The organism is Staphylococcus sp. GDY8P57P (genome assembly GCF_017892585.1).
Classification (GTDB): domain Bacteria; phylum Bacillota; class Bacilli; order Staphylococcales; family Staphylococcaceae; genus Staphylococcus; species Staphylococcus borealis.
In genome coordinates this window covers 100,481-120,383 of the sequence record NZ_JAESLK010000040.1, presented here as the reverse complement: position 1 = coordinate 120,383, position 19,903 = coordinate 100,481, and the positions used below count along the sequence as shown (strand labels likewise).

Annotated in this window: 19 protein-coding genes; all 19 read right to left on the bottom strand. The window is 32.7% G+C overall.

From position 1 onward, the window contains the following. Window positions 1–100 precede the first annotated feature (100 nt). The 19 genes from KA878_RS12285 to der all read right to left on the bottom strand — a co-directional run bounded on the left by KA878_RS12285 (window position 101) and on the right by der (window position 19,707). On the bottom strand, window positions 101–2,803 hold the full coding sequence (locus KA878_RS12285; protein WP_193839331.1) for a helicase C-terminal domain-containing protein: 2,703 nt from the start codon (window positions 2,801–2,803) through the stop codon (window positions 101–103). Between the two features lie 32 nt (window positions 2,804–2,835). After that, window positions 2,836–3,807 carry a biotin--[acetyl-CoA-carboxylase] ligase gene (locus tag KA878_RS12280; RefSeq protein ID WP_193839330.1) on the bottom strand — a complete coding sequence of 324 codons (972 nt, stop codon included), beginning with the start codon at window positions 3,805–3,807 and terminating at the stop codon, window positions 2,836–2,838. After that, entirely contained in the window at window positions 3,794–4,996 is a 1,203-nt protein-coding gene (locus KA878_RS12275) for a CCA tRNA nucleotidyltransferase (protein WP_193839329.1), read from the bottom strand. Before KA878_RS12275 ends, KA878_RS12280 begins: the two co-directional genes overlap by 14 nt. Window position 4,997: 1 nt before the next feature. Further along, window positions 4,998–6,128, bottom strand: coding sequence for an N-acetyl-alpha-D-glucosaminyl L-malate synthase BshA (bshA, locus tag KA878_RS12270; RefSeq protein ID WP_193839328.1), 1,131 nt, complete (start codon window positions 6,126–6,128; stop codon window positions 4,998–5,000). Between the two features lie 28 nt (window positions 6,129–6,156). Further along, entirely contained in the window at window positions 6,157–6,474 is a 318-nt protein-coding gene (locus KA878_RS12265; protein WP_075108776.1) for a nucleotide pyrophosphohydrolase, read from the bottom strand. A 289-nt stretch (window positions 6,475–6,763) separates the two neighbouring features. After that, window positions 6,764–7,462 (bottom strand): zinc metallopeptidase, encoded by a 699-nt coding sequence (locus KA878_RS12260; RefSeq protein ID WP_075108775.1) that lies wholly within the window; start codon window positions 7,460–7,462, stop codon window positions 6,764–6,766. A gap of 44 nt (window positions 7,463–7,506) precedes the next feature. Then, on the bottom strand, window positions 7,507–8,106 hold the full coding sequence (locus tag KA878_RS12255) for a DUF1405 domain-containing protein (protein ID WP_075108774.1): 600 nt from the start codon (window positions 8,104–8,106) through the stop codon (window positions 7,507–7,509). 24 nt (window positions 8,107–8,130) lie between these two features. Then, window positions 8,131–8,676 (bottom strand): YpiB family protein, encoded by a 546-nt coding sequence (locus tag KA878_RS12250; RefSeq protein ID WP_256713933.1) that lies wholly within the window; start codon window positions 8,674–8,676, stop codon window positions 8,131–8,133. 5 nt (window positions 8,677–8,681) lie between these two features. Beyond that, a complete protein-coding gene (locus tag KA878_RS12245; RefSeq protein WP_075108772.1) occupies window positions 8,682–9,926 on the bottom strand; it encodes a tetratricopeptide repeat protein in 1,245 nt (414 codons plus the stop codon). Between the two features lie 6 nt (window positions 9,927–9,932). Next, the gene (gene aroA, locus KA878_RS12240; RefSeq protein ID WP_193839327.1) at window positions 9,933–11,231 is read right to left on the bottom strand and encodes a 3-phosphoshikimate 1-carboxyvinyltransferase; all 1,299 of its coding nucleotides are present in this window, start codon (window positions 11,229–11,231) and stop codon (window positions 9,933–9,935) included. Window positions 11,232–11,243: 12 nt separating this feature from the next. Further along, entirely contained in the window at window positions 11,244–12,308 is a 1,065-nt protein-coding gene (aroB, locus tag KA878_RS12235) for a 3-dehydroquinate synthase (RefSeq protein ID WP_193839326.1), read from the bottom strand. A gap of 32 nt (window positions 12,309–12,340) precedes the next feature. Next, window positions 12,341–13,507 (bottom strand): chorismate synthase, encoded by a 1,167-nt coding sequence (gene aroC, locus KA878_RS12230; protein WP_193839325.1) that lies wholly within the window; start codon window positions 13,505–13,507, stop codon window positions 12,341–12,343. 347 nt (window positions 13,508–13,854) lie between these two features. Further along, window positions 13,855–14,310, bottom strand: a complete 456-nt coding sequence (gene ndk / locus KA878_RS12225; RefSeq protein WP_193839324.1) for a nucleoside-diphosphate kinase — start codon at window positions 14,308–14,310, stop codon at window positions 13,855–13,857. 153 nt (window positions 14,311–14,463) lie between these two features. Next, window positions 14,464–15,420 (bottom strand): polyprenyl synthetase family protein, encoded by a 957-nt coding sequence (locus KA878_RS12220; protein WP_193839323.1) that lies wholly within the window; start codon window positions 15,418–15,420, stop codon window positions 14,464–14,466. A 21-nt stretch (window positions 15,421–15,441) separates the two neighbouring features. Then, complete coding sequence (locus tag KA878_RS12215) at window positions 15,442–16,152, bottom strand: demethylmenaquinone methyltransferase (protein WP_075108768.1); 711 nt, start codon at window positions 16,150–16,152, stop codon at window positions 15,442–15,444. Further along, a complete protein-coding gene (locus KA878_RS12210) occupies window positions 16,145–16,732 on the bottom strand; it encodes a heptaprenyl pyrophosphate synthase subunit A (protein ID WP_075108767.1) in 588 nt (195 codons plus the stop codon). Before KA878_RS12210 ends, KA878_RS12215 begins: the two co-directional genes overlap by 8 nt. Window positions 16,733–16,941: 209 nt before the next feature. Then, window positions 16,942–17,214: an HU family DNA-binding protein gene (locus tag KA878_RS12205; protein WP_011275733.1), complete on the bottom strand. Its 273-nt coding sequence runs from the start codon at window positions 17,212–17,214 to the stop codon at window positions 16,942–16,944. A 168-nt stretch (window positions 17,215–17,382) separates the two neighbouring features. After that, window positions 17,383–18,381, bottom strand: a complete 999-nt coding sequence (locus KA878_RS12200; protein ID WP_193839322.1) for an NAD(P)H-dependent glycerol-3-phosphate dehydrogenase — start codon at window positions 18,379–18,381, stop codon at window positions 17,383–17,385. A gap of 15 nt (window positions 18,382–18,396) precedes the next feature. Then, window positions 18,397–19,707, bottom strand: a complete 1,311-nt coding sequence (gene der / locus KA878_RS12195) for a ribosome biogenesis GTPase Der (RefSeq protein WP_070854888.1) — start codon at window positions 19,705–19,707, stop codon at window positions 18,397–18,399. Window positions 19,708–19,903 lie beyond the last annotated feature (196 nt).

The window sequence follows — 19,903 nt, the reverse complement described above, 5'->3', positions numbered from 1 at the left end:
CTAATTGTCATTCTATATAGTCAATACTTATTTATTTTAACAAAATAAATTGTGAAGTTCTAGCATGTGACGATGTTGTTTAATCGTTTAATCCTATTAATTATTGTTTCTTATCAATATTTTGCTGGATTTTTTTAATGAGTTTACCAAACTGTTTGATATCCCCTTTTTTCTGTTTATAATTTTCTAGCGTTTGAGCAAAAAAGTTCTTATAGTTACTACTAATTAAACGGTCATCAAATGAAACAATAAGTCCTTGATCATCCTCATTTCGAATTAATCGACCGAGTCCCTGTCTAAAACGTGTAACTGCATCAGGTAATACATAGTCTTTAAAGGTAGACTCAAACTCTGAATCCATGAGCCAATGTTTTGTATTATATTTATTCATAAATGGTAGTTTGGCAATCATGACACATTTAATACCATTTGATTGATAATCAAAGCCTTCAAAAAAGGTCGACGTACCAAGCAATATCGTTCTATCGAAACTATTAAATTGTTGAACGATTTTATAATTTTGATTTTGCTGCTGTGTGAGTACAACATAGTCCTCAAATGCAGGTAGTTCATTTAATAACTCTTGAACCATATGCATCATGCGATAACTTGTAAATAATACTAAACATTTCGACTGCGTGATTGTAACATATTCCTGTATATAAACGACAATAGATGCTACATAATCATCGATATTTTTGAAGTTATAAGCACTAACATCGCTAGGAATATACACATTCGTATTCATACGATTTGATAATGTCGATGGAACTTGATAAGTGTTAAATTGCACATCCTCTTTGAACCAATTTTTGAAGGCATCGAACTTATGATTAAAAGTTAATGTCCCTGAAATAAAGGTTAAAGAGTTAAATTTATCTAAGACACGTGTTGTAAGAATATCTCGGACAGCGTAATCTTTAACAATTAATTTAATTGTTGATTTCTGAGTCAAATTTCTAATAGATAAATAAGCTGTATGATGATCTTTAAGGCTTTGTTCTATGTTTCGATAAGTATCGTTAATATATAGCAGTTGTTTACGTAACGTCTTAATTGTTTTATGCGTCATGCCATTAAATATTTCTAATGTTTTATTTATTTTATCAACAATTAAATGTAAATCTTTAAGAATCTGTGTTGAATCAAATTCAAATACATAGTGGTGTCGATGAATGTCATCATCGTGAACGTCCGAATTTTGAATGATTTCAAATATATGATTGAATAAACGCTCATTTAAATCGTGTATTTCTGAGATGTTCATCTTCAGTCCAAATACATCAATTGGTGCAATATCTAAACGTTCTAATATACGTTGTTGTTCAAGATGATCGATTGCTTTCAACAATTTTTCATTTTCATTCTTCCCTATTAAGCCAAGTTGATATTTTAAATCTGAGTAATCAAGTTCATTTGTAACTTGATTTAATGCATAATCAGGCAAGCGATGGGCCTCATCAATGATACAATCATCGAACAGTTGGTATATTGAGTTCTCTTGATCTGAATGTATAAGATGCGCATGATTAGTGATGCCGATTTGGATGTGTTGTGCATTTCGTTTGATGTAATTGTAATAATGAATATCATGTCTAACGGGCACATAGGTTTCAACTTTTTGGTCAAAATACATTTTTTGACCACCTTTAAGATTTAAATCTTGAATATCCCCTGTTTCAGTTTCGATAATCCATGTCAATAATTGCATTTTTAAAATATTAACTTCATAGTTAGTAGTTTCATCTTTTAATATTTGACTAATTAGACCAAGTGAAATATATTCTGTTTTACTTTTAATAAGTGTTGCATTAATTTTAAAATTTAGCGCTTGATTTAAACTAGGTATGTCTTTTAATAAAAGCTGATTCTGTAATAATTTAGTATTGGTTGAAATCATGACATGACGTCCTGTTTCAATATTATACATTAGCGCTGCTAATAGATATGCTAATGACTTCCCACTACCTAAAGGTGCTTCTATCATTGCTTTATCGTTGTGCATCAATTGTTCTAATATAATTTCAGATAAATATAATTGTTGAGGACGATATGTAAGATTGAGTGCTTTAACTGCATCACGATACAGATCTTTAAGTGATCCATTAAATTTAGTTTTTGGTGCTTTTAAATCCACTTGCTTTTTATAAATAATTTGTTCAAATTGTCCAAGCGTATTATCTAAAGGTAATGATGGATGCTGACGAACCATTTCAAACAAGATATTATATAAATCATATTTTAAATTTTTACTTAAATAATAGAGTTGTTTTAACGTATCTATTGGAAGTTGTTCGAATTTCTGAAAGGCTTTAATCATTAATAATGCAGTAGTTGTAGCATCCTCATCAGCTCTATGTGCATTATCTAAAGGTATATCATGAGACTCCGCTAATTCACTAAGTTGATAACTTTTATCTGTTGGATAAGCAATTTTAAATAACTCTAATGTATCGATGACTTTTTTAGGTTCGAAATGTATATTACAATTTTTAAAAGCCTTCTTAATAAAATTCAAGTCAAAATCTACATTATGCGCCACAAATACACAATCTTTTAGTTGTTGATAAATATCTTTTGCGATTTCATGAAAATAAGGGGCTTGTTCTAACATTGTATCTTCAATTGAGGTCAATGCTTGGATGAATGGTGGAATTTCCAAATCAGTACGAATCATAGAATGATAAGTCCCAGATATTTTATTATTACTTACAAAGGTTATACCAATTTGTATAATTTCATCATAATCAAGTTGATTGCCAGTTGTTTCTAAGTCGACAACTGCATAACTTGTGTGTCCCATAACTAACTCTCCTTATCTTCTTGTCATACGCTTTATATATCTATATCCGCACTAATAAGGCGTCTAACTTCATTATTCTCATCTTTTACAATTAAGAAACCATCACGATCAATATCAATCGCTTCACCAATAAATTGTGTGTTATTCTCAGTAAAACGTAATTGGCGTTGCCAAATATTAGAAGCTTGAATATACTCATTTCTAATTTCTGCAAATGGTTGAGTTAAAAATTGAGTATAACGTTTTTCAATTGATGAAATGAGCGCTTCTAAAAATGTATATCGATTGATTTTAGTATCACTATGTAAACCGACACTTGTCGCGCTATGTTTAATCTCATCAGAGAAATCACTATCTTCATGGTTTAAATTGATGCCAATACCACAAATGATTGCGTCAATTGAATCATAATTTGCTATCATCTCAGTCAAAAAACCGCATACTTTTTTGTCAGCGATATAAATATCATTCGGCCATTTAATTTCTACTTTGTCATTTGTAAATGACTGTATAGCATCTTTAATTCCTAAAGCAGCAAACAAATTGAATTTTGGAATCATTGAAAAAGGTACATTAGGACGTAATACTAATGACATCCATAAACCTTTACCTTTTGAAGATGCCCAATTACGATTAAATCGCCCACGTCCTTGTGTTTGTTCATCACTTAAAATAATCATTGATGCACTATTGCCAACTAATTCTTGCTTAGCAATCGTTTGAGTTGACGCAACACTCTCGAATACCTTTATTTCTGAGGCTAATTGCGAATCTTTTAAAATATAAGCTACGATACCTTGATACCAACAATCTGGTAGTTCATTTAATTGATGGCCTTTATGATTGATGGAGTCTATTTTACACCCATCTTTTTTTAGTTGATCGATGACTTTTTTTACAGCTGCTCTTGAAATATTTAATTGATCAGCAATATATTGTCCTGAAATATATTCAGATTGATGCTTATATAGTATACGAATAACATCTTGACTATATTTTGACATTCTCTTTCACCCACTTCAATAATTCATCTTTAGAATTTGAAACTTTATGTGTAACAACTTCACTTTCGATTTGTCGTAACACCTCTTTTAACCAAGGACCACTTTTTTTAGACACAACTTTGAGTATATCGCCACCATTGATATTAAGCGCTTTACGACTTTTAATTGGTAATTGATGATTAATTTCTTTAATTGATTGATAATTAAAGATTAGAGGTGACGCTACTTTAATATTATTTTCTTTAAGTAAAGGAATTATGTCAATGATGTCCAAAATATTACTTGCGCCATAATCATATACAAATAACTGTAATTGATTTTTAGTTGAGATTTTTGGCATCTCTAATAATAGTTTATGATATTGATTAATTTTAGCTTTTTCTTTATTGCTTATTTTCAAGCTTGAAAGTGGCGTGTCTGATTGCTCAATGGTCTTCAAAATTGCTAGCCATAATTCAAAGCTTATCGGTGCATTAATCCTTGTTGCTTTCATATCCAGATCTTTAAAAAATGGTACATAATTAAAGAAGTTCAATGTCAATAAAGTTGTGTAGCTTTCACTAACATTTTGACCTTGTATTAATTTCTTAAGTTCTACAACGATACGTTCTATAGATAAAAATTCGATATCTGCAATATGATGTTGCATTGCCTCAAACGTATGATGTGAGATTGTGAAATTTAATTGTGATTGAAAGCGTACGCCTCTCAAAATGCGTAAAGCATCTTCATCGAAACGCTCGTGTGGTATACCAACAGTAGTTATAATCCGTTGCTGTAATGCCGTTTGACCATCAAAATAGTCATAAATTTTAAAATCTTTATCCATAGCAATAGCATTAATTGTAAAGTCACGACGTTGTAAATCTTCTTTTAAATCACGTACAAAATACACTTCATTAGGTCTGCGATGATCAACATAATCTGATTCAGCTCTAAAAGTTGTCACTTCGTAATTCGTTCCTTCGTACACGACATTAATCGTTCCGTGCTCTTTTCCGATTGGGATTGTTTTATCAAAGATCGATTCTATTTCATCTGGTGTTGCGCTAGTTGTAATATCGATATCATGGATAGGTCTATCCATTAAATAATCACGCACAGACCCTCCGACGAAGTATGCTTCAAAGCCATGGTGTTCTATTTTTTCTAAAATGGGTTTTGCTTGAGTAAATAGTTTTGTTCCCATACTAATCCTCTTTTTGATTTAACATTTTTCTATAGTAGTGTTCGTATTGATCTGTAATTAATTCTGAACCAAAGCGTTCTTCTATGTCATTTAACATAGCAGTTTGCATGTGTTGGTATAAATCAGGGTTAGTAAGAAGTTGTATGGCATAATCACTTGCGCTAGTGCTATCACCAATATCTACGATATAACCTGTTTCATTATGTTTGATAACCTCTTTTATACCACCTGCATTAGAACCGATAGGCACAACACCTGTCTTCATTGCTTCTAGTAATGTTAATCCAAAGCTCTCTTTTTCACTTAATAGAAGCACTAAATCAGACATTTGATAGAATTCACTTACTTGATCTTGTTTACCTAAAAATAACACATCATTTTCGATATCTAATTGACGTGCTAACTTTCGCATATCTAATAATTCTGGACCGTCTCCTAATAAAATGAGTTTACTTGGTATATGATGATGAACTTTCGCAAACGTTTCTAAAATAGTATCAATACGTTTTACTTTTCTGAAATTAGATACGTGAATCAGTACCTTTTCATTTGGTTTGATGCCATAGACTTCTTTAAGTTTTTCATCATGATGTGTTGGAAATTCATTTTCACGAACAAAATTATAAATAGGGATAATTTCTTTCTCAGTTTCAATGATGGACTTTGTTTGACGTGCTAATGAATGACTCACGCTTGTAACAATATCACTTTGCTCAATTCCGAATTTGATAGCACCTTTAAGTGAGTGATCGTAACCTAATACGGTAATATCTGTGCCGTGTAACGTCGTCATTATTTTAATATCTTTACCAGACATTTGACGTGCTAGAATGCCACAAACAGCATGAGGCACGGCATAGTGCATGTGCAATACATCTAAATCATATTCTTTTATCACTTCGGAAATTTTAGTACTCAAAGTGATATCATATGGAGGATATTGAAAGACGGCATACTGATTTACTTCAACTTGATGAAACGTAATATTAGGTAAAGGTTTGCGGATTCTAAAAGGAATATTCGACGTTATAAAATGTACTTCATGACCTCTCTCAGCCATTTTAATGCCTAACTCAGTAGCGATGATACCAGAACCGCCCATTGATGGATAACATGTAATACCTATTTTCATGTTACACTATCCTCCTTTTTAAAAATGATTATTTTCGTTCAAAACGATTTTTATCTCTAGTGTTGAATTTTTCCATTGTTTCATTAAAGCTTTCAGTCATGTCGATATCGAGTGAGTTTGCTAAGCAAAGTAAAACAAATAAATTGTCTCCTAATTCGGCTTTAATTGTATTTTCATCTTCGGTGTCTTTCTTTTTCTTTTCACCGTGATAATGATTGATTTCTCTAGCAAGTTCTCCGACTTCTTCTGTCAAACGTGCTAAATTTGCAAGTGGAGAAAAATAACCAGTTTTAAACTGTCCAATGTAAGCATCCACTTCATTTTGCATTTCTTTCATAGATTTCATTGTGTTCACTTTCTCCTTTATTATTGATACTTAATAAGTATATATCATATTAAACAATCATGCATTTTATGAATATGAAAAGAACGGATTATATTTTAATTAAATTTTCAAGAATTATAAAATAAAAAATTGGGAGTAGAACAGAATTCTTTACGAATTCAATGTCCTACTCCCACGTCGCTATCTAAGATTGAAAAGCATATTATAATTACTTACTCAACTTTAGTGAACGATTAATACTAGTAGCATAAAAATGATGTTGTATTATGCTAAATATTTATAAGCTAAATTAATTATCACTCGCTTTAGCGATAAGAATAATTCTTACTAATTCTGCGACAGCTGTTGCAGTTGCGGCAACATACGTCATTGCAGCTGCTGAAAGAACTTTTTTAGCATGTTTATATTCTTTTTCATTGACAATATCCAAAGCAGTTATTTGTTTCATTGCTCGTGAACTTGCGTCGAACTCAACAGGTAACGTTACAATCGAGAATAGGACAGCGAGTGACATTAATCCAGCGCCAATCCATAATGCTGTTGATCCAAATGCACTTCCCATAGCTGTAAGGATAATTCCTAACATGATAATCATGTAACTTAAAGAACTACCTAAATTGGCAAATGGTACTAACGCACTTCTGAATCTTAAAAATACATAACCTTGTTGATGTTGAATCGCGTGTCCAACTTCGTGTGCAGCAATAGCTGTACCAGCTACTGAAGGTCTATCGAAGTTTGCAGGAGATAAACAAACAACTTTCTTTTTAGGATCATAGTGGTCAGTTAGGAAACCTTCACCTTTAACGACGTCAACATCATAGATGCCATTCGCATGAAGGATTTCTTCAGCTACCTCACGGCCAGTTTTGCCACTTGTTGATCTCACTTGTGCATATTTTTCATAATTCGATTTTACTTTGTGTTGTGCCCACATTGGAATGAGCATAATAATGACGATATATATTATATAAGACATTATAGACAATAATTCCACTCTCCTTTATCCATATTCTACTGAGAATCCTTAATTTAATCAAATAATTTAATTGGTATTATCTTTTGTAAATAATAATATAAGCATAATGCTAATGAACTTAACCAAAACGCGATATAGCCAACCATAACTTTATGTTGCTCAATAAAGTCATAGTACGGATACTTATTTAAAACATAATCAATGAAGTCATTATGAAACACCCACACCATCGCAATTAGCAAACTACTTATTCTAATTTTTAAGCGAGGATAAAAGTAAATTGCTTGTATCGCCATAATACCATGACTCAAAATTAAAAATATATTCATGATTGTTATATTATGATTTAAATGAATCATTAGAATATTCATTATTACAGCCCATAGCCCATATTTTAATAAAGTAACGAAAGCAAGGGCTTCAATAAACGGGACATGTTTATTGATAATTAAACAAAAAATAACAATACATAAAAAAAGCGAAGCAATTGGACTATCAGGTATAAAAGGTAAGAAATACCAAGGTGTTTGAACTAATTGATCACCATACCAAATGAACCCATATAACGTGCCAAGTAAGTTACAAATAAGTAAAAAGATTAAGCAGGATTGACGATATAACGTTAACTCCCACATTTGTTTAAATGTTAGCATTCGTTTTATTTCCTTTAATGACTTTTATCGATTTTCAAGCACCTCTAAAATTTGAGTTAATTGATAGAATTGTTCTCGATCATTTAATTGAAGGCTTAAATCAATATTATGGCGCAAGTGCTCAATGAGTGAGTAGACACTTGTCGAATCAAGAGATAAATTGTAAATCGTATTTAGATAAGCCATATATTGAGTTGAATACATTAATTGATGAATCATCAAGTCATTTAATTTAAAATCGGTAGCGTGTTCGTCTGAAAAATGAATCAGAATATCAAATTCACAATGATGAGATATAATATAATTGAAAATCTCATTTGTGTTTATGAGTATGTGATGATTATTAACCAACTTAATTGCTGGAGCATCTGCATTACTTAAACTCATTTCTAGCGTTTTATGATTGGATATTTTTTGATTAACAAAATGAACGTGTTCAAGCAGATCGTAATGAGATTTAATATAGTTTAAAATCCATACACTAATACGCGATTTAAAATGATAATGAAACAAAGCATATTCAATATAACTTTGTTTCATCTGATTAAGGGTTTGACTCAAGTAAATCACCTTCATTAATAATCAAGACGATTGGCTTCTTCTTGCCAAGTCTCATTACTAGGGTCCATTTCTAGTAATTGTTGTAAGAGTGTCATTGCTTTTTCTTTATTACCGATTTCAATTAAATAATAGTAATAGTCACTTAAGAATGCGCTTTGCGTTTTCATTGTTGGATAAGCAAGTTCAAAGAAATGTTGTGCTTCTTTATCACGTTCTTCTTGACCAAATGCATGCGCTAAATGCCACATGAAAACAGGATCTAAATCATCTTCATCAACATATGATAACAATGCAATAATTGCTTCATAATCTTCTTCGTTTCGGAATAAATCACTCAAAATTAATAATGGCTCATGATAAGCGTTGTCCACTTCAAGCGCTTGTTTGAGTAATTCAACACCTTCATTAGCATCGCCATGCTCAATTTCTAAACTTCCTGTTGAAACCATCAATTCTTTATAAAATTGATTTAAGCGTAAGCCTTCTTTACCAGTTTCAATTGCATCAGGATAATTTTTTTCATTTTCATAAAGTGATTGTAAATAGAAGTATCCTTGTATAAAGTCAGGATCTTTAGATAGAAGATTTTTCGTGATTTTAATGGCTTCTTGAGTGATATCATTTTTTTCATATGCGATGGCTTTTTTGAAGAAATCTTCAGAAGTCATTTCATCTTCATTAATTTCATCATATAAATGAATCGCATCACTATAGTTACCACTTTGTAATGCGCAATCTGCCATGCGAGCAAACAAATTAATGCCATTTACTTCGTACTCACCTGTGTCTAATACGACTTCATATTCACGAGTCGCACGCAAGTATTGACCATCAAAATACAACAATTCAGCTAATGCAAAATGGATGATTGGGTCGTTAGGTTCTAATTCTCTTGCTTCTATTAATTTATCAATAGCAACTTCAGTCATATTAATTTGTTGATATAAATCAGCTTCTAACATTAGTTTTTCGGTTGATATTGCAACCTGACTTAAATATTCTAACGCTTCATCAGTTTGGTTCTCTGACATTAAGCCTTCAATAAAGTATATTAGTAATTCACTCTCATCTGGATACTTATGGTATAAAGTTCTAAACACCTCTAGTCCTTGAGGTGTTAATCCAAAATTATATAAGGTTTCACCAAGAATAAATAATGCATCATCATTATTAGAGCTCAATGCATCATTTACGCGTGTATCTAAATGATCTAATTTTTGAAGATTGATATCGTCTATTAATTTATAGATATCTTCCATTTTATTTTATCCCTCATTTTCTAAAAGCTTTAATTTAGGAAGGAAACCAGGGAATGATACATTTACAGCATCAAATTGTCGGATGTTAAGCGGTTCATCACTCAATAATGAAGCTATAGCTAACATCATCCCAATTCTATGGTCAGTTAAACTATCTACGGTTGCTGATTTTTTGAATTCTGAAGGATGAATAATTAACCCATCTTCAGTTGGTTGTAATTCGAAGCCTAATAATCCAAGCATGTCTGCAGTTGTATCAATTCGATTTGTTTCTTTCACTTTTAATTCTTCTGCATCTTTAATGATACTTGTACCAGTTGCTTGTGTACACAATAGTGCAATGATAGGTAATTCGTCAATCGCTTTCGGTACTAAATCGCCTTCAATATGGACTGGTTTTAAGTTAGGTGTATATTTTACACGAATCGATGCAGTTGGTTCTGACGTTTGCGTGACATTAAAGCACTCAATACGCCCTCCCATTTGTTCAACGATATCTATAATACCTGAACGAGTTGGATTGATGCCAACATTATGAATTATTATATCGCTTCCAGGCGTAATAAGTGCTGCTACAATAAAGAATGCTGCTGAAGAAATATCTCCCGGAACATTAAAGTCTGTAGCTTTGATATATTGGATAGCGTTTGCCTGCGTAGTAATTACCTTACCAGAAATGCTAATTGGAATGCCATAATGTTCAAACATTGTTTCAGTATGATTTCGACTTATATCTAACTCAGTAATTTCAGAAACTTCATTTGAAAATAAACTAGCAAACAATAACGCACTTTTAACTTGTGCACTTGCTACTCCCATTTCATAGGTAATACCGTTTAGTGAAGCGGGTTCAATAATTAGAGGCGTATAGTTATCATCTATTCCTGAAATATTAGCACCCATCAATCTGAGTGGTTTCATCACTCTATCCATAGGCCGCTTACCTATTGACGCATCACCAGATAACACACAATTAAGGTTGAGACCACTTAGCAAACCTGCTAATAAGCGTGTCGTAGTTCCCGAATTACCTGTGTATAAAGTTTGATGTGGTGTTTTAAATTTATTATAGCCTGGTGAATTAACAACGATTTTGTCATCCGCAATGTGTATGTCAACACCCAATAATTTAAATATTTCGATTGTACGTAAACAATCTTCGCCTAATAACGGTTTGAATATCGTTGATTGGCCAGTTGCTAAAGAAGCTAACATGATGGCTCTGTGCGTCATGGATTTATCTCCAGGCACTTCAATTTCACCAACTAGTGGTCCCTTAATATCGATCATTTGTTCATTTGACATACTATCATCCACCTACTTTAATACTAATTGTAAATCCTCAAATGCTTGAATTAATATGTCTTTTTCAACGTGGCAGACACGTGGTTTACCAAGCTCTTCTAGTAAGACCATTTGAATACCTTCACCATTATTCTTTTTATCCGTTAACATATATTGATACATATCATTAAAGTTTAATTGTTGAACCAATTCAACTGGATAACATAATGTTTTTAAATAATTAGCATAATGTGAAACATCAAATTGTGATTCAAATAGTCTGTTGGCGATAATAAATTGATAGATAATACCAATCATTATGGCGTGACCATGTGGTATTTTAGTCTTATATTCAACAGCATGGCCGAACGTATGCCCTAAATTCAAATATTTTCGCATATTATGCTCTTTTTCATCTTTAACGATGACGTTCAATTTCGTCTTAATGCCTTTGAAGATAAACTGATCCATATCTTTTAGAGAATTTAGCTTTTCTCTAGTAGAAAAGTGCTTCTCAATATCATCTGTAGCGACTTGTCCTGTTAATAAAGCATGTTTATAAACTTCAGCATAGCCACTTAAAATTTCTTCATAGGGTAAAGTATTTAAAAAGTTTAAATCATATATGACAGCTTTTGGTCGATAAAATGCACCGATTAAATTCTTCCCATGAATAGAATTAATACCTACTTTGCCTCCAACACTTGAATCATGCGCAAGTATCGTCGTAGGTACTTGTATGAAATCAACACCTCTTAATAAAGATGAAGCTAGAAATCCAGTGAAATCACCTGTAGCACCGCCACCTATCGCAACTAAACACGTGTTGCGCGTTAAGTTATATTCAAGTAATTGTTCTAATGTTTGTTGATAGTGCTCAAATGTTTTCATTTTCTCACCGGCAGGTACAACGATCTTATAAGTGTTTGATGCGTTAAGTAGTGAAGCGAACTTATGTTTAAAATTAAAATCAACAAATTCATCAACGATGAGAAAGACTTTATCATAGTCTAGTATATAGTCAGATAATGTTTCAAACGCATTATGTTCGACGATAATTGGATAATTATTATTTGGATACGTTGTTAGTAATTGCATTCAAAATACCTCGTTTCTATACTTACATTGATTTAAAATTCAATGTTCAGACGTCTTCGTTCCTCAATTTGGGCTTTTAATTGATCAATATGGTTGGATTGAAACTCTTCTGTAATCGCTTTGGCTACTTCAAAAGCAACAACATGTTCACAAACTACACTTGCTGCAGGTACGGCACAACTATCAGAGCGTTCAATCGTAGCTTTGAAATCTTCTTTAGTGTTGATATCAACAGAATTAAGCGGTTTGTATAAAGTTGGGATTGGTTTCATAACGCCATTTACGATAATTGGCATACCATTTGTCATACCACCTTCAAAGCCACCTAGGTGATTAGAACCACGGTAGAAGCCTGATTCGCTATTATATAAGATTTCATCTTGTATTTCGCTTCCTGGTTTTTCTGCGGCTTTAAAACCTTCACCAAAACTTACTCCTTTAAAAGCATTAATACTAACAACACCTTGAGCAATACGACCATCTAATTTACGATCATATTGTACGTAACTACCAACAGCCACAGGCATATTCTCGACCATTACCTGAACAACGCCACCAATTGAATCGCCTTCTTTTTTAGCGGCATCTATCTTATCTCTCATTTTCTGTGCGATAGATTCATCGATAACACGTACATCATTCTTATCTATATTTTGTTTGAAAGTTTCAGTATCATATAACCCTTCGTCTTTAATACCGCCAATTTCAACTACACGACTATACATATGAATATCTAATTGTTCTAACAGTATTTTAGATACTGCCCCAATTGCAACACGCGCTGCTGTTTCGCGAGCAGAAGAACGTTCTAAAACGTTTCTTAAATCTCTATGATTGTACTTCATACCACCAATTAAATCCGCATGTCCAGGACGTGGTTTTGTAATAGTACGTTTCATATTCTCTCTTTCTTCATCTGTAATAGGCGCAACACCCATAATGTTTCTCCAATGTGTGAAATCATCGTTTGTGACAACAAGTGTGATTGGACTGCCAAGTGTATAACCATTTCTGACACCTGATACAATTTCTACAGCATCTTTCTCAATTTGCATACGTCGTCCTCTACCGTAGCCACCTTGACGCTTAAACATTTCCGTATTAATATCTTCTGCTTTAATTTCTAAATTCGCAGGTACACCTTCAATAATTACTGTTAATTGAGGACCATGTGATTCTCCTGACGTTAAATATCTCATGAGAATACGCTCCTTTCCCTTTACTACGTTAAATTGTGATATGTGTTATCATATCACATTCAACCGTATAACATAACTAGTGTGCAATAGTAAATTTGAATTTATTAGAATATTTCAATAATTAAAGAATGAAAAATGAAATGATGATATTTCATCTTAAATAAATAGAAAGAGAGCGAACTAGTATTCATAATGCATTCTAGTTCGCCCTCTAAAGGATGACAAGTGTGAGGCAACGTATTATTAACGGCTTCACTATTTTGTCATTCATTGTGATTTATCTAAAAGGTAAGCCTCAACCTATTTATCTAGACTACCCTTATCAGTATTATATGCGTATTAAATTTCTATTCGTATAACCAAGCATCTCTAGGTGACGCATACGCATAGCTACTTAATTCGTCTTCATTAAACCATAGTGCAATTTCACGTTGTGCTGATTCAACTGAATCTGAGCCATGAATTACATTTCGTCCTACAGTTAAGCCAAGATCGCCTCTAATAGAACCTGGTGTTGCTTCAGATGGATTTGTTTTACCTATAATATGTCTTGATACATCAACGGCATCTTCGCCTTCAACAACCATTGCAAAAACAGGTGCAGAAGTAATAAATGAAATTAATTTGCCGTAGAATGGTTTATCCGTGTGTTCTGAATAATGTTCTTCAGCTAATGATTGAGGAACAGTCATCAATTTACCACCTACTAGTTTTAAACCTTTTCTCTCAATGCGTGAAATAATTTCTCCCACTAAATTACGTTGAACTGCATCTGGTTTAATCATTAAAAATGTTCTTTCCATCGTAAATTATCCCCCTGTGTGTGAAGTCTCAATGATATAAACATAAGACTTAAATGATGAATATTTAAATATGTATCGTATTTTGGCGTAACAAAAAACCTGCTACTATTCAATAGTAACAGGTTGTTAAAGCGCTTTCAATATTTTTTCGTTTTAAACGTTACGTGATCCCATTTTCTTTATTAATTTAATAAAAAGACTTTGAGCATTGGGTTCATCAAGTTCATTAATTAACTTGAGCGCTTTAGCTAAATATTTATCACTAATTGCTTTAGATTCTTTAATGCTATTAGAGTTTCTAATTTGCTCAATCAAAGGTTCAAAGTCTTGAGAATTAGATTGATGGTTGAGTGAAGCAATTTGACGTTTGAATGATATATCTTTTTTCATTTCAAGTAGCACTGGTAACGTAATGTGTCCATTCATTAAGTCACTACCCACAGGTTTGCCCAATTTCTTTTCAGTGCTAGTGAAGTCCAAAATATCATCAACAATTTGGAAACTCATGCCAATATAGTGGCCTATCATTTTAAGTTTGCGAATAGTTTCATCATCAGCCTCAGAAGTAATCGCACCGACTTCAGTCGCTAATTGAATTAACAAAGCGGTCTTTCTATTGATGCGTCTCAAATAATTGGTAATACTTTGCTCACTATTGAATTGGTCTTGAAACTGGAATAATTCACCAAGTCCTACGTTTACAATCGAATTTGAAATAATATGATGAATTCGGTTATCACGAATTTCAGATAAATGTTCAAGACCCAATGCAAGTAAGAAGTTTCCAGTTAATATTGCGGTAGTAACGTCCCACTTTTTAACTATGGTTAAACGCCCACGCCGCTTGTCGCTTTTATCGATAACATCATCATGTACTAGTGTTGCCATATGAATTAATTCAAGGGCAACTGCAACTCGATACGTATCTTCAGTTTTCTTTTGTGGTCCGAACTGACTACTTAAGATTACGAATGCGGGTCTAACTCTTTTGCCTCCTGAAGAAAGCAAATGAGATGATGCTTCATGTAAAATTGGATCATTGCTTTCGATAGCTTTTTGAAGGCGTTTTTCTACGTTCTTAATTTCGCTATTCATGTTTAACTTTGCCACGTTAATCACCTTTTATTTTGTCTAACTTTTTTGTTTATAGCCTAGATGCATTGCAGCAACGCCACCTGTAAAGCTACGGATTTTAATTTTAGTGAAGCCAGCTTGTTCAAATAATTGTTTTAATTTGTCTTTATCTGGAAAATCGAACGTAGATTGTTGTAACCACTCATATTCTTCCTTAGATTTAGCGAATAATTTACCGAAAATTGGCATTATGAATTTAAAGTATAACTTATAGATTTGTTTAAATACGGGCATTGTTGGTTGACTTGTTTCAAGACAAACGACCATTCCACCTGGTTTTAATACTCTATTCATTTCCTTTAATGCAACTAAATAATCAGGTACGTTACGGAGACCGAAGCCAATTGTGACATAATCAAATGAATTATCTTCGAATGGTAAATTCATTGCATCTCCATGAACTAAATGAATATTATCCATATGCTTTGTTTTCTCTTTACCGACTTCTAGCATGTTTTCACTGAAGTCTAAACCAGTTACTTCACCATGCGCACTTACTGCTTTACTAAGTGCAATCGTCCAGTCAGCAGTACCGCAACACACGTCAAGTGCCTTACTACCAACTTTAACGTGCATATCTTTCATTACATGTTTTCGCCACACTTTGTGCTGCTCAAAACTAATAATGTTGTTTAAGCGATCATACTTACTTGAAATATTTTGGAAGACTGTATGAACTTGTTCTTTTTTTGCATTATTTTCAGTCATTAATATTACCTCTACTTTTCTCTATATAACTTTGATTGATATTTTGTAAAAACTGACGTACATCAGATGGTTGGTACATCTTAAGGTAAGATGGATAATAGTCATCAACCTCGGAAATTAATTGTTGATATAAATCTAAAGGCGTTACTTGTTCTTTACTGAAATGAGACAAAGTTATATATGGGAAGATTGTTTCAATTTCAATAATTGCATCATAGATAGCTTCAGACTCTAATACTTGATGATGTAATGATGATTTTAATTCATTCGATTTGACTATCGCTTTACTCATTGCTAATTGAAATGTTGGATCATTTATTTCAGCTAAAAGCGTATAAAAATGAGCGCTTAGTAAATCACCAATTAAAATAGATTTTTTTGACTTTTGGTTTTGTGTTATCTCATCAAGATGTTTCATTGAAGTATCGATAGTGAGGCAAGCAAGTTTAGCATTTTCAGGAATGTCATAAGTATCAAGTAATGCACTCAAATTAGCATTTATATGAATCGTTTCATAGTCATGAATTCCTGTAAGCTTTTGATTAATTTGTCTATTTAATTTGCTTATTGTTGTTTCCATGTTCACACCTCACGTTATTATCACTATACATCTTAACATTATATGAATAAAAATAAAATACAGTGACTTAAGTGGATATTACTTTAGTTATTTGAATATATGCGCTGATGAGACATTTGCAATAGTCAAGTTGAATTACATATTACAAATTAAGTCTTTTGAAATGATATATGTATAAAAAAAAGCCCTTTATAGGGCTTTTAAGTAAATTATTTAACAGCATCTTTTAATGCTTTACCAGCTTTAAATGCTGGAACTTTACTTGCAGGAATTTCGATTTCTTTACCTGTTTGAGGGTTACGTCCTTTACGTGCAGCACGTTCACGTACCTCGAAGTTTCCGAAACCAATTAATTGTACTTTTTCACCTTTAGAAAGTGATTGTTGGATTGATTCGAAAACAGCATCTACAGCTGAACCAGCTTCTTTTTTAGTTAAATCAGCTTGTTCTGCAACTGCGTTAATTAAGTCAGTTTTATTCATTACGAGTTCACCTCCAGATGAATGATAATGATATCTTTATATCATTATGCTATGACTTTAACACAACAATTAATGTTACCGCAATAATTTATGCACTTAAAACACTGAAATATCAGTATTTTAAGTGCAAATCTGCGAAAATTTTTTGAAATAGAGTAATATTACACGCTATTCAGATTTTTTATCTCTTCCCATCAAGTCTTTAACACTGTCTTTAACTGGTTTATCTTCGAATAAAACCTTGTAAAGTGCATTCGTTATAGGCATATCCACATTTTGTTGTTTGGCTAAATGATATACAGAATTAGTAGTATAAATACCTTCTACAACCATATTCATCTCATTTAATGCTTCATCCATAGTTTGGCCCTGTCCTAACTTATATCCCAATGTGTAGTTACGGGAATGTGTAGATGTACACGTAACAATTAAGTCACCAATTCCGCCAAGTCCTAAAAACGTCATAGGATCAGCACCTAATTTTTCACCTAATCTGCTTATTTCAGCTAAACCACGTGTCATTAAAGCAGCTTTAGCGTTATCTCCATAGCCCATACCTGACACGATACCACTTGCGACTGCTATTATATTTTTTAACGCGCCACCTAATTCAACACCAACTAAATCGTTATTAGTATAGACACGTAAATAATCATTCATAAATAAATCTTGAATGAGCTCACTAACTTTTTCATCTTTTGATGATGCAGCCACAGTTGTTGGTTGCTTAATTACTACTTCCTCAGCATGGCTAGGACCTGATAATACACCTATGCCACCATTATGTTCTTCAGATATAGAATCTTCAATCATTTCTGAAACACGTTTGAATGTATCATTTTCAATACCTTTAGCTACATGGATGAAGGTTTTCTTTGAGTTGATCAAACCATCAATTTGACTAGTTACTTCACGCATAGCTTTAGTAGGTAAAGCCATTAAATAAATATCGGTAAAATTCACAGCCTCATTGATATCGCTAGTGGCTTTAATACTACTATTGAGTACGACATCTTTTAAATAACGGTTATTTTGATGGTGATCATTTAATTCTTTGACACTATCTTCGTTTTTACCCCACATTAGAACAGTATGTCCATTTTCTGCTAACACATTGGCTAATGCAGTACCAAAACTTCCCATACCAAAAACAGTAATTTTAGTCATAGTATTATCTCCTTTTTAGTTTCTTCTTCTCGGAATGATGTGAATAGGTGTTCCTTCAAAACCAAATGCATGACGAATTTGATTCTCAAGGTAACGTTTATAAGAAAAGTGCATTAATTCGACATCATTTACGAATACAACAAACGTAGGAGGTTCGATAGCTACTTGTGTAGTATAAAATACATTTAAACGACGACCCTTATCTGTTGGCGTAGGATTCATAGATATAGCGTCTGTCACTACTTCATTTAATGTTGAACTTTGAACACGTTTCTTATGATTTTCGCTTGCTTCATTAATATAAGGGAATAGCGTGCGTAGGCGTGTACCTTCTTTGGCAGAAACGAAAGCGATTTGAGCATAATCTAAAAATTGAAATTGGTTTCTAACATCATCTGCAAATTTCTTCATTGTGTTACTATCTTTATCGACTGTGTCCCACTTATTCACTACAATTACTACGGCTTTACCTTCTTCATGAGCATAACCTGCTACACGTTTATCTTGTTCTATTATACCTTCCTCTGCATCTATAACGATTAGTACAACATTAGAACGTTCGATGGCTTTAAGCGCACGTAATACGGAATATTTTTCAGTGGACTCATACACTTTACCCTTTTTACGCATTCCAGCAGTGTCGATTAAAACATAATCTTGGCCATCATAACTATATTCAGTATCAATGGCATCCCTAGTCGTTCCAGCAACATTCGATACAATAACACGGTCCTCGCCAAGAATTGCATTTACTAAACTAGATTTTCCAACATTAGGACGTCCGATGATTGATAATCGTATTGTGTCTTCGTCGTAAGGGTCTTCATAATCCTCTGGGAAATGTTTAACCACTTCATCTAACAAATCACCTAATCCTAAGCCGTGTGAGCCTGAGATAGGATATGGATCTCCAAAACCTAATGCGTAAAAATCAAAAATGTCGTTTCGCATTTCAGGATTATCTACTTTATTAACGGCTAACACAACTGGTTTTTTAGATTTATATAACATCTGTGCAACCATTTCATCACTTTGAGTTAAACCTTCACGCACATTTACCATAAAAATAATAACATCTGCTTCATCTATTGCAATTTCAGCTTGTGCTCTAATTTGTGTTTGGAATGGCGCGTCACCGATTTCAATTCCACCAGTATCAATAATGTTAAATTCATGTGTTAACCATTCGCCTGATGAATAAATTCTATCACGAGTAACACCAGGTGTGTCTTCGACTATTGAAACACGTTCACCTACTACTCTATTAAAGATTGTAGATTTCCCTACATTTGGTCTTCCTACAATCGCTACAATAGGTTTCGTCATAAGCTAACTTCCTCTCTTTCTAAAATCTCTATAATTTTATCATATGACCTATTTATTTCAAACAAAGTATATAAGTTAAGTTACATTATAATGAATTGATAATTGAAATTTGAATGATAACACCTTAATTAAATAGAGAACGATTCATTAAATGTTTTGCTTAAAAGATAATACTAAGATTGGTAATCAGGTTGGC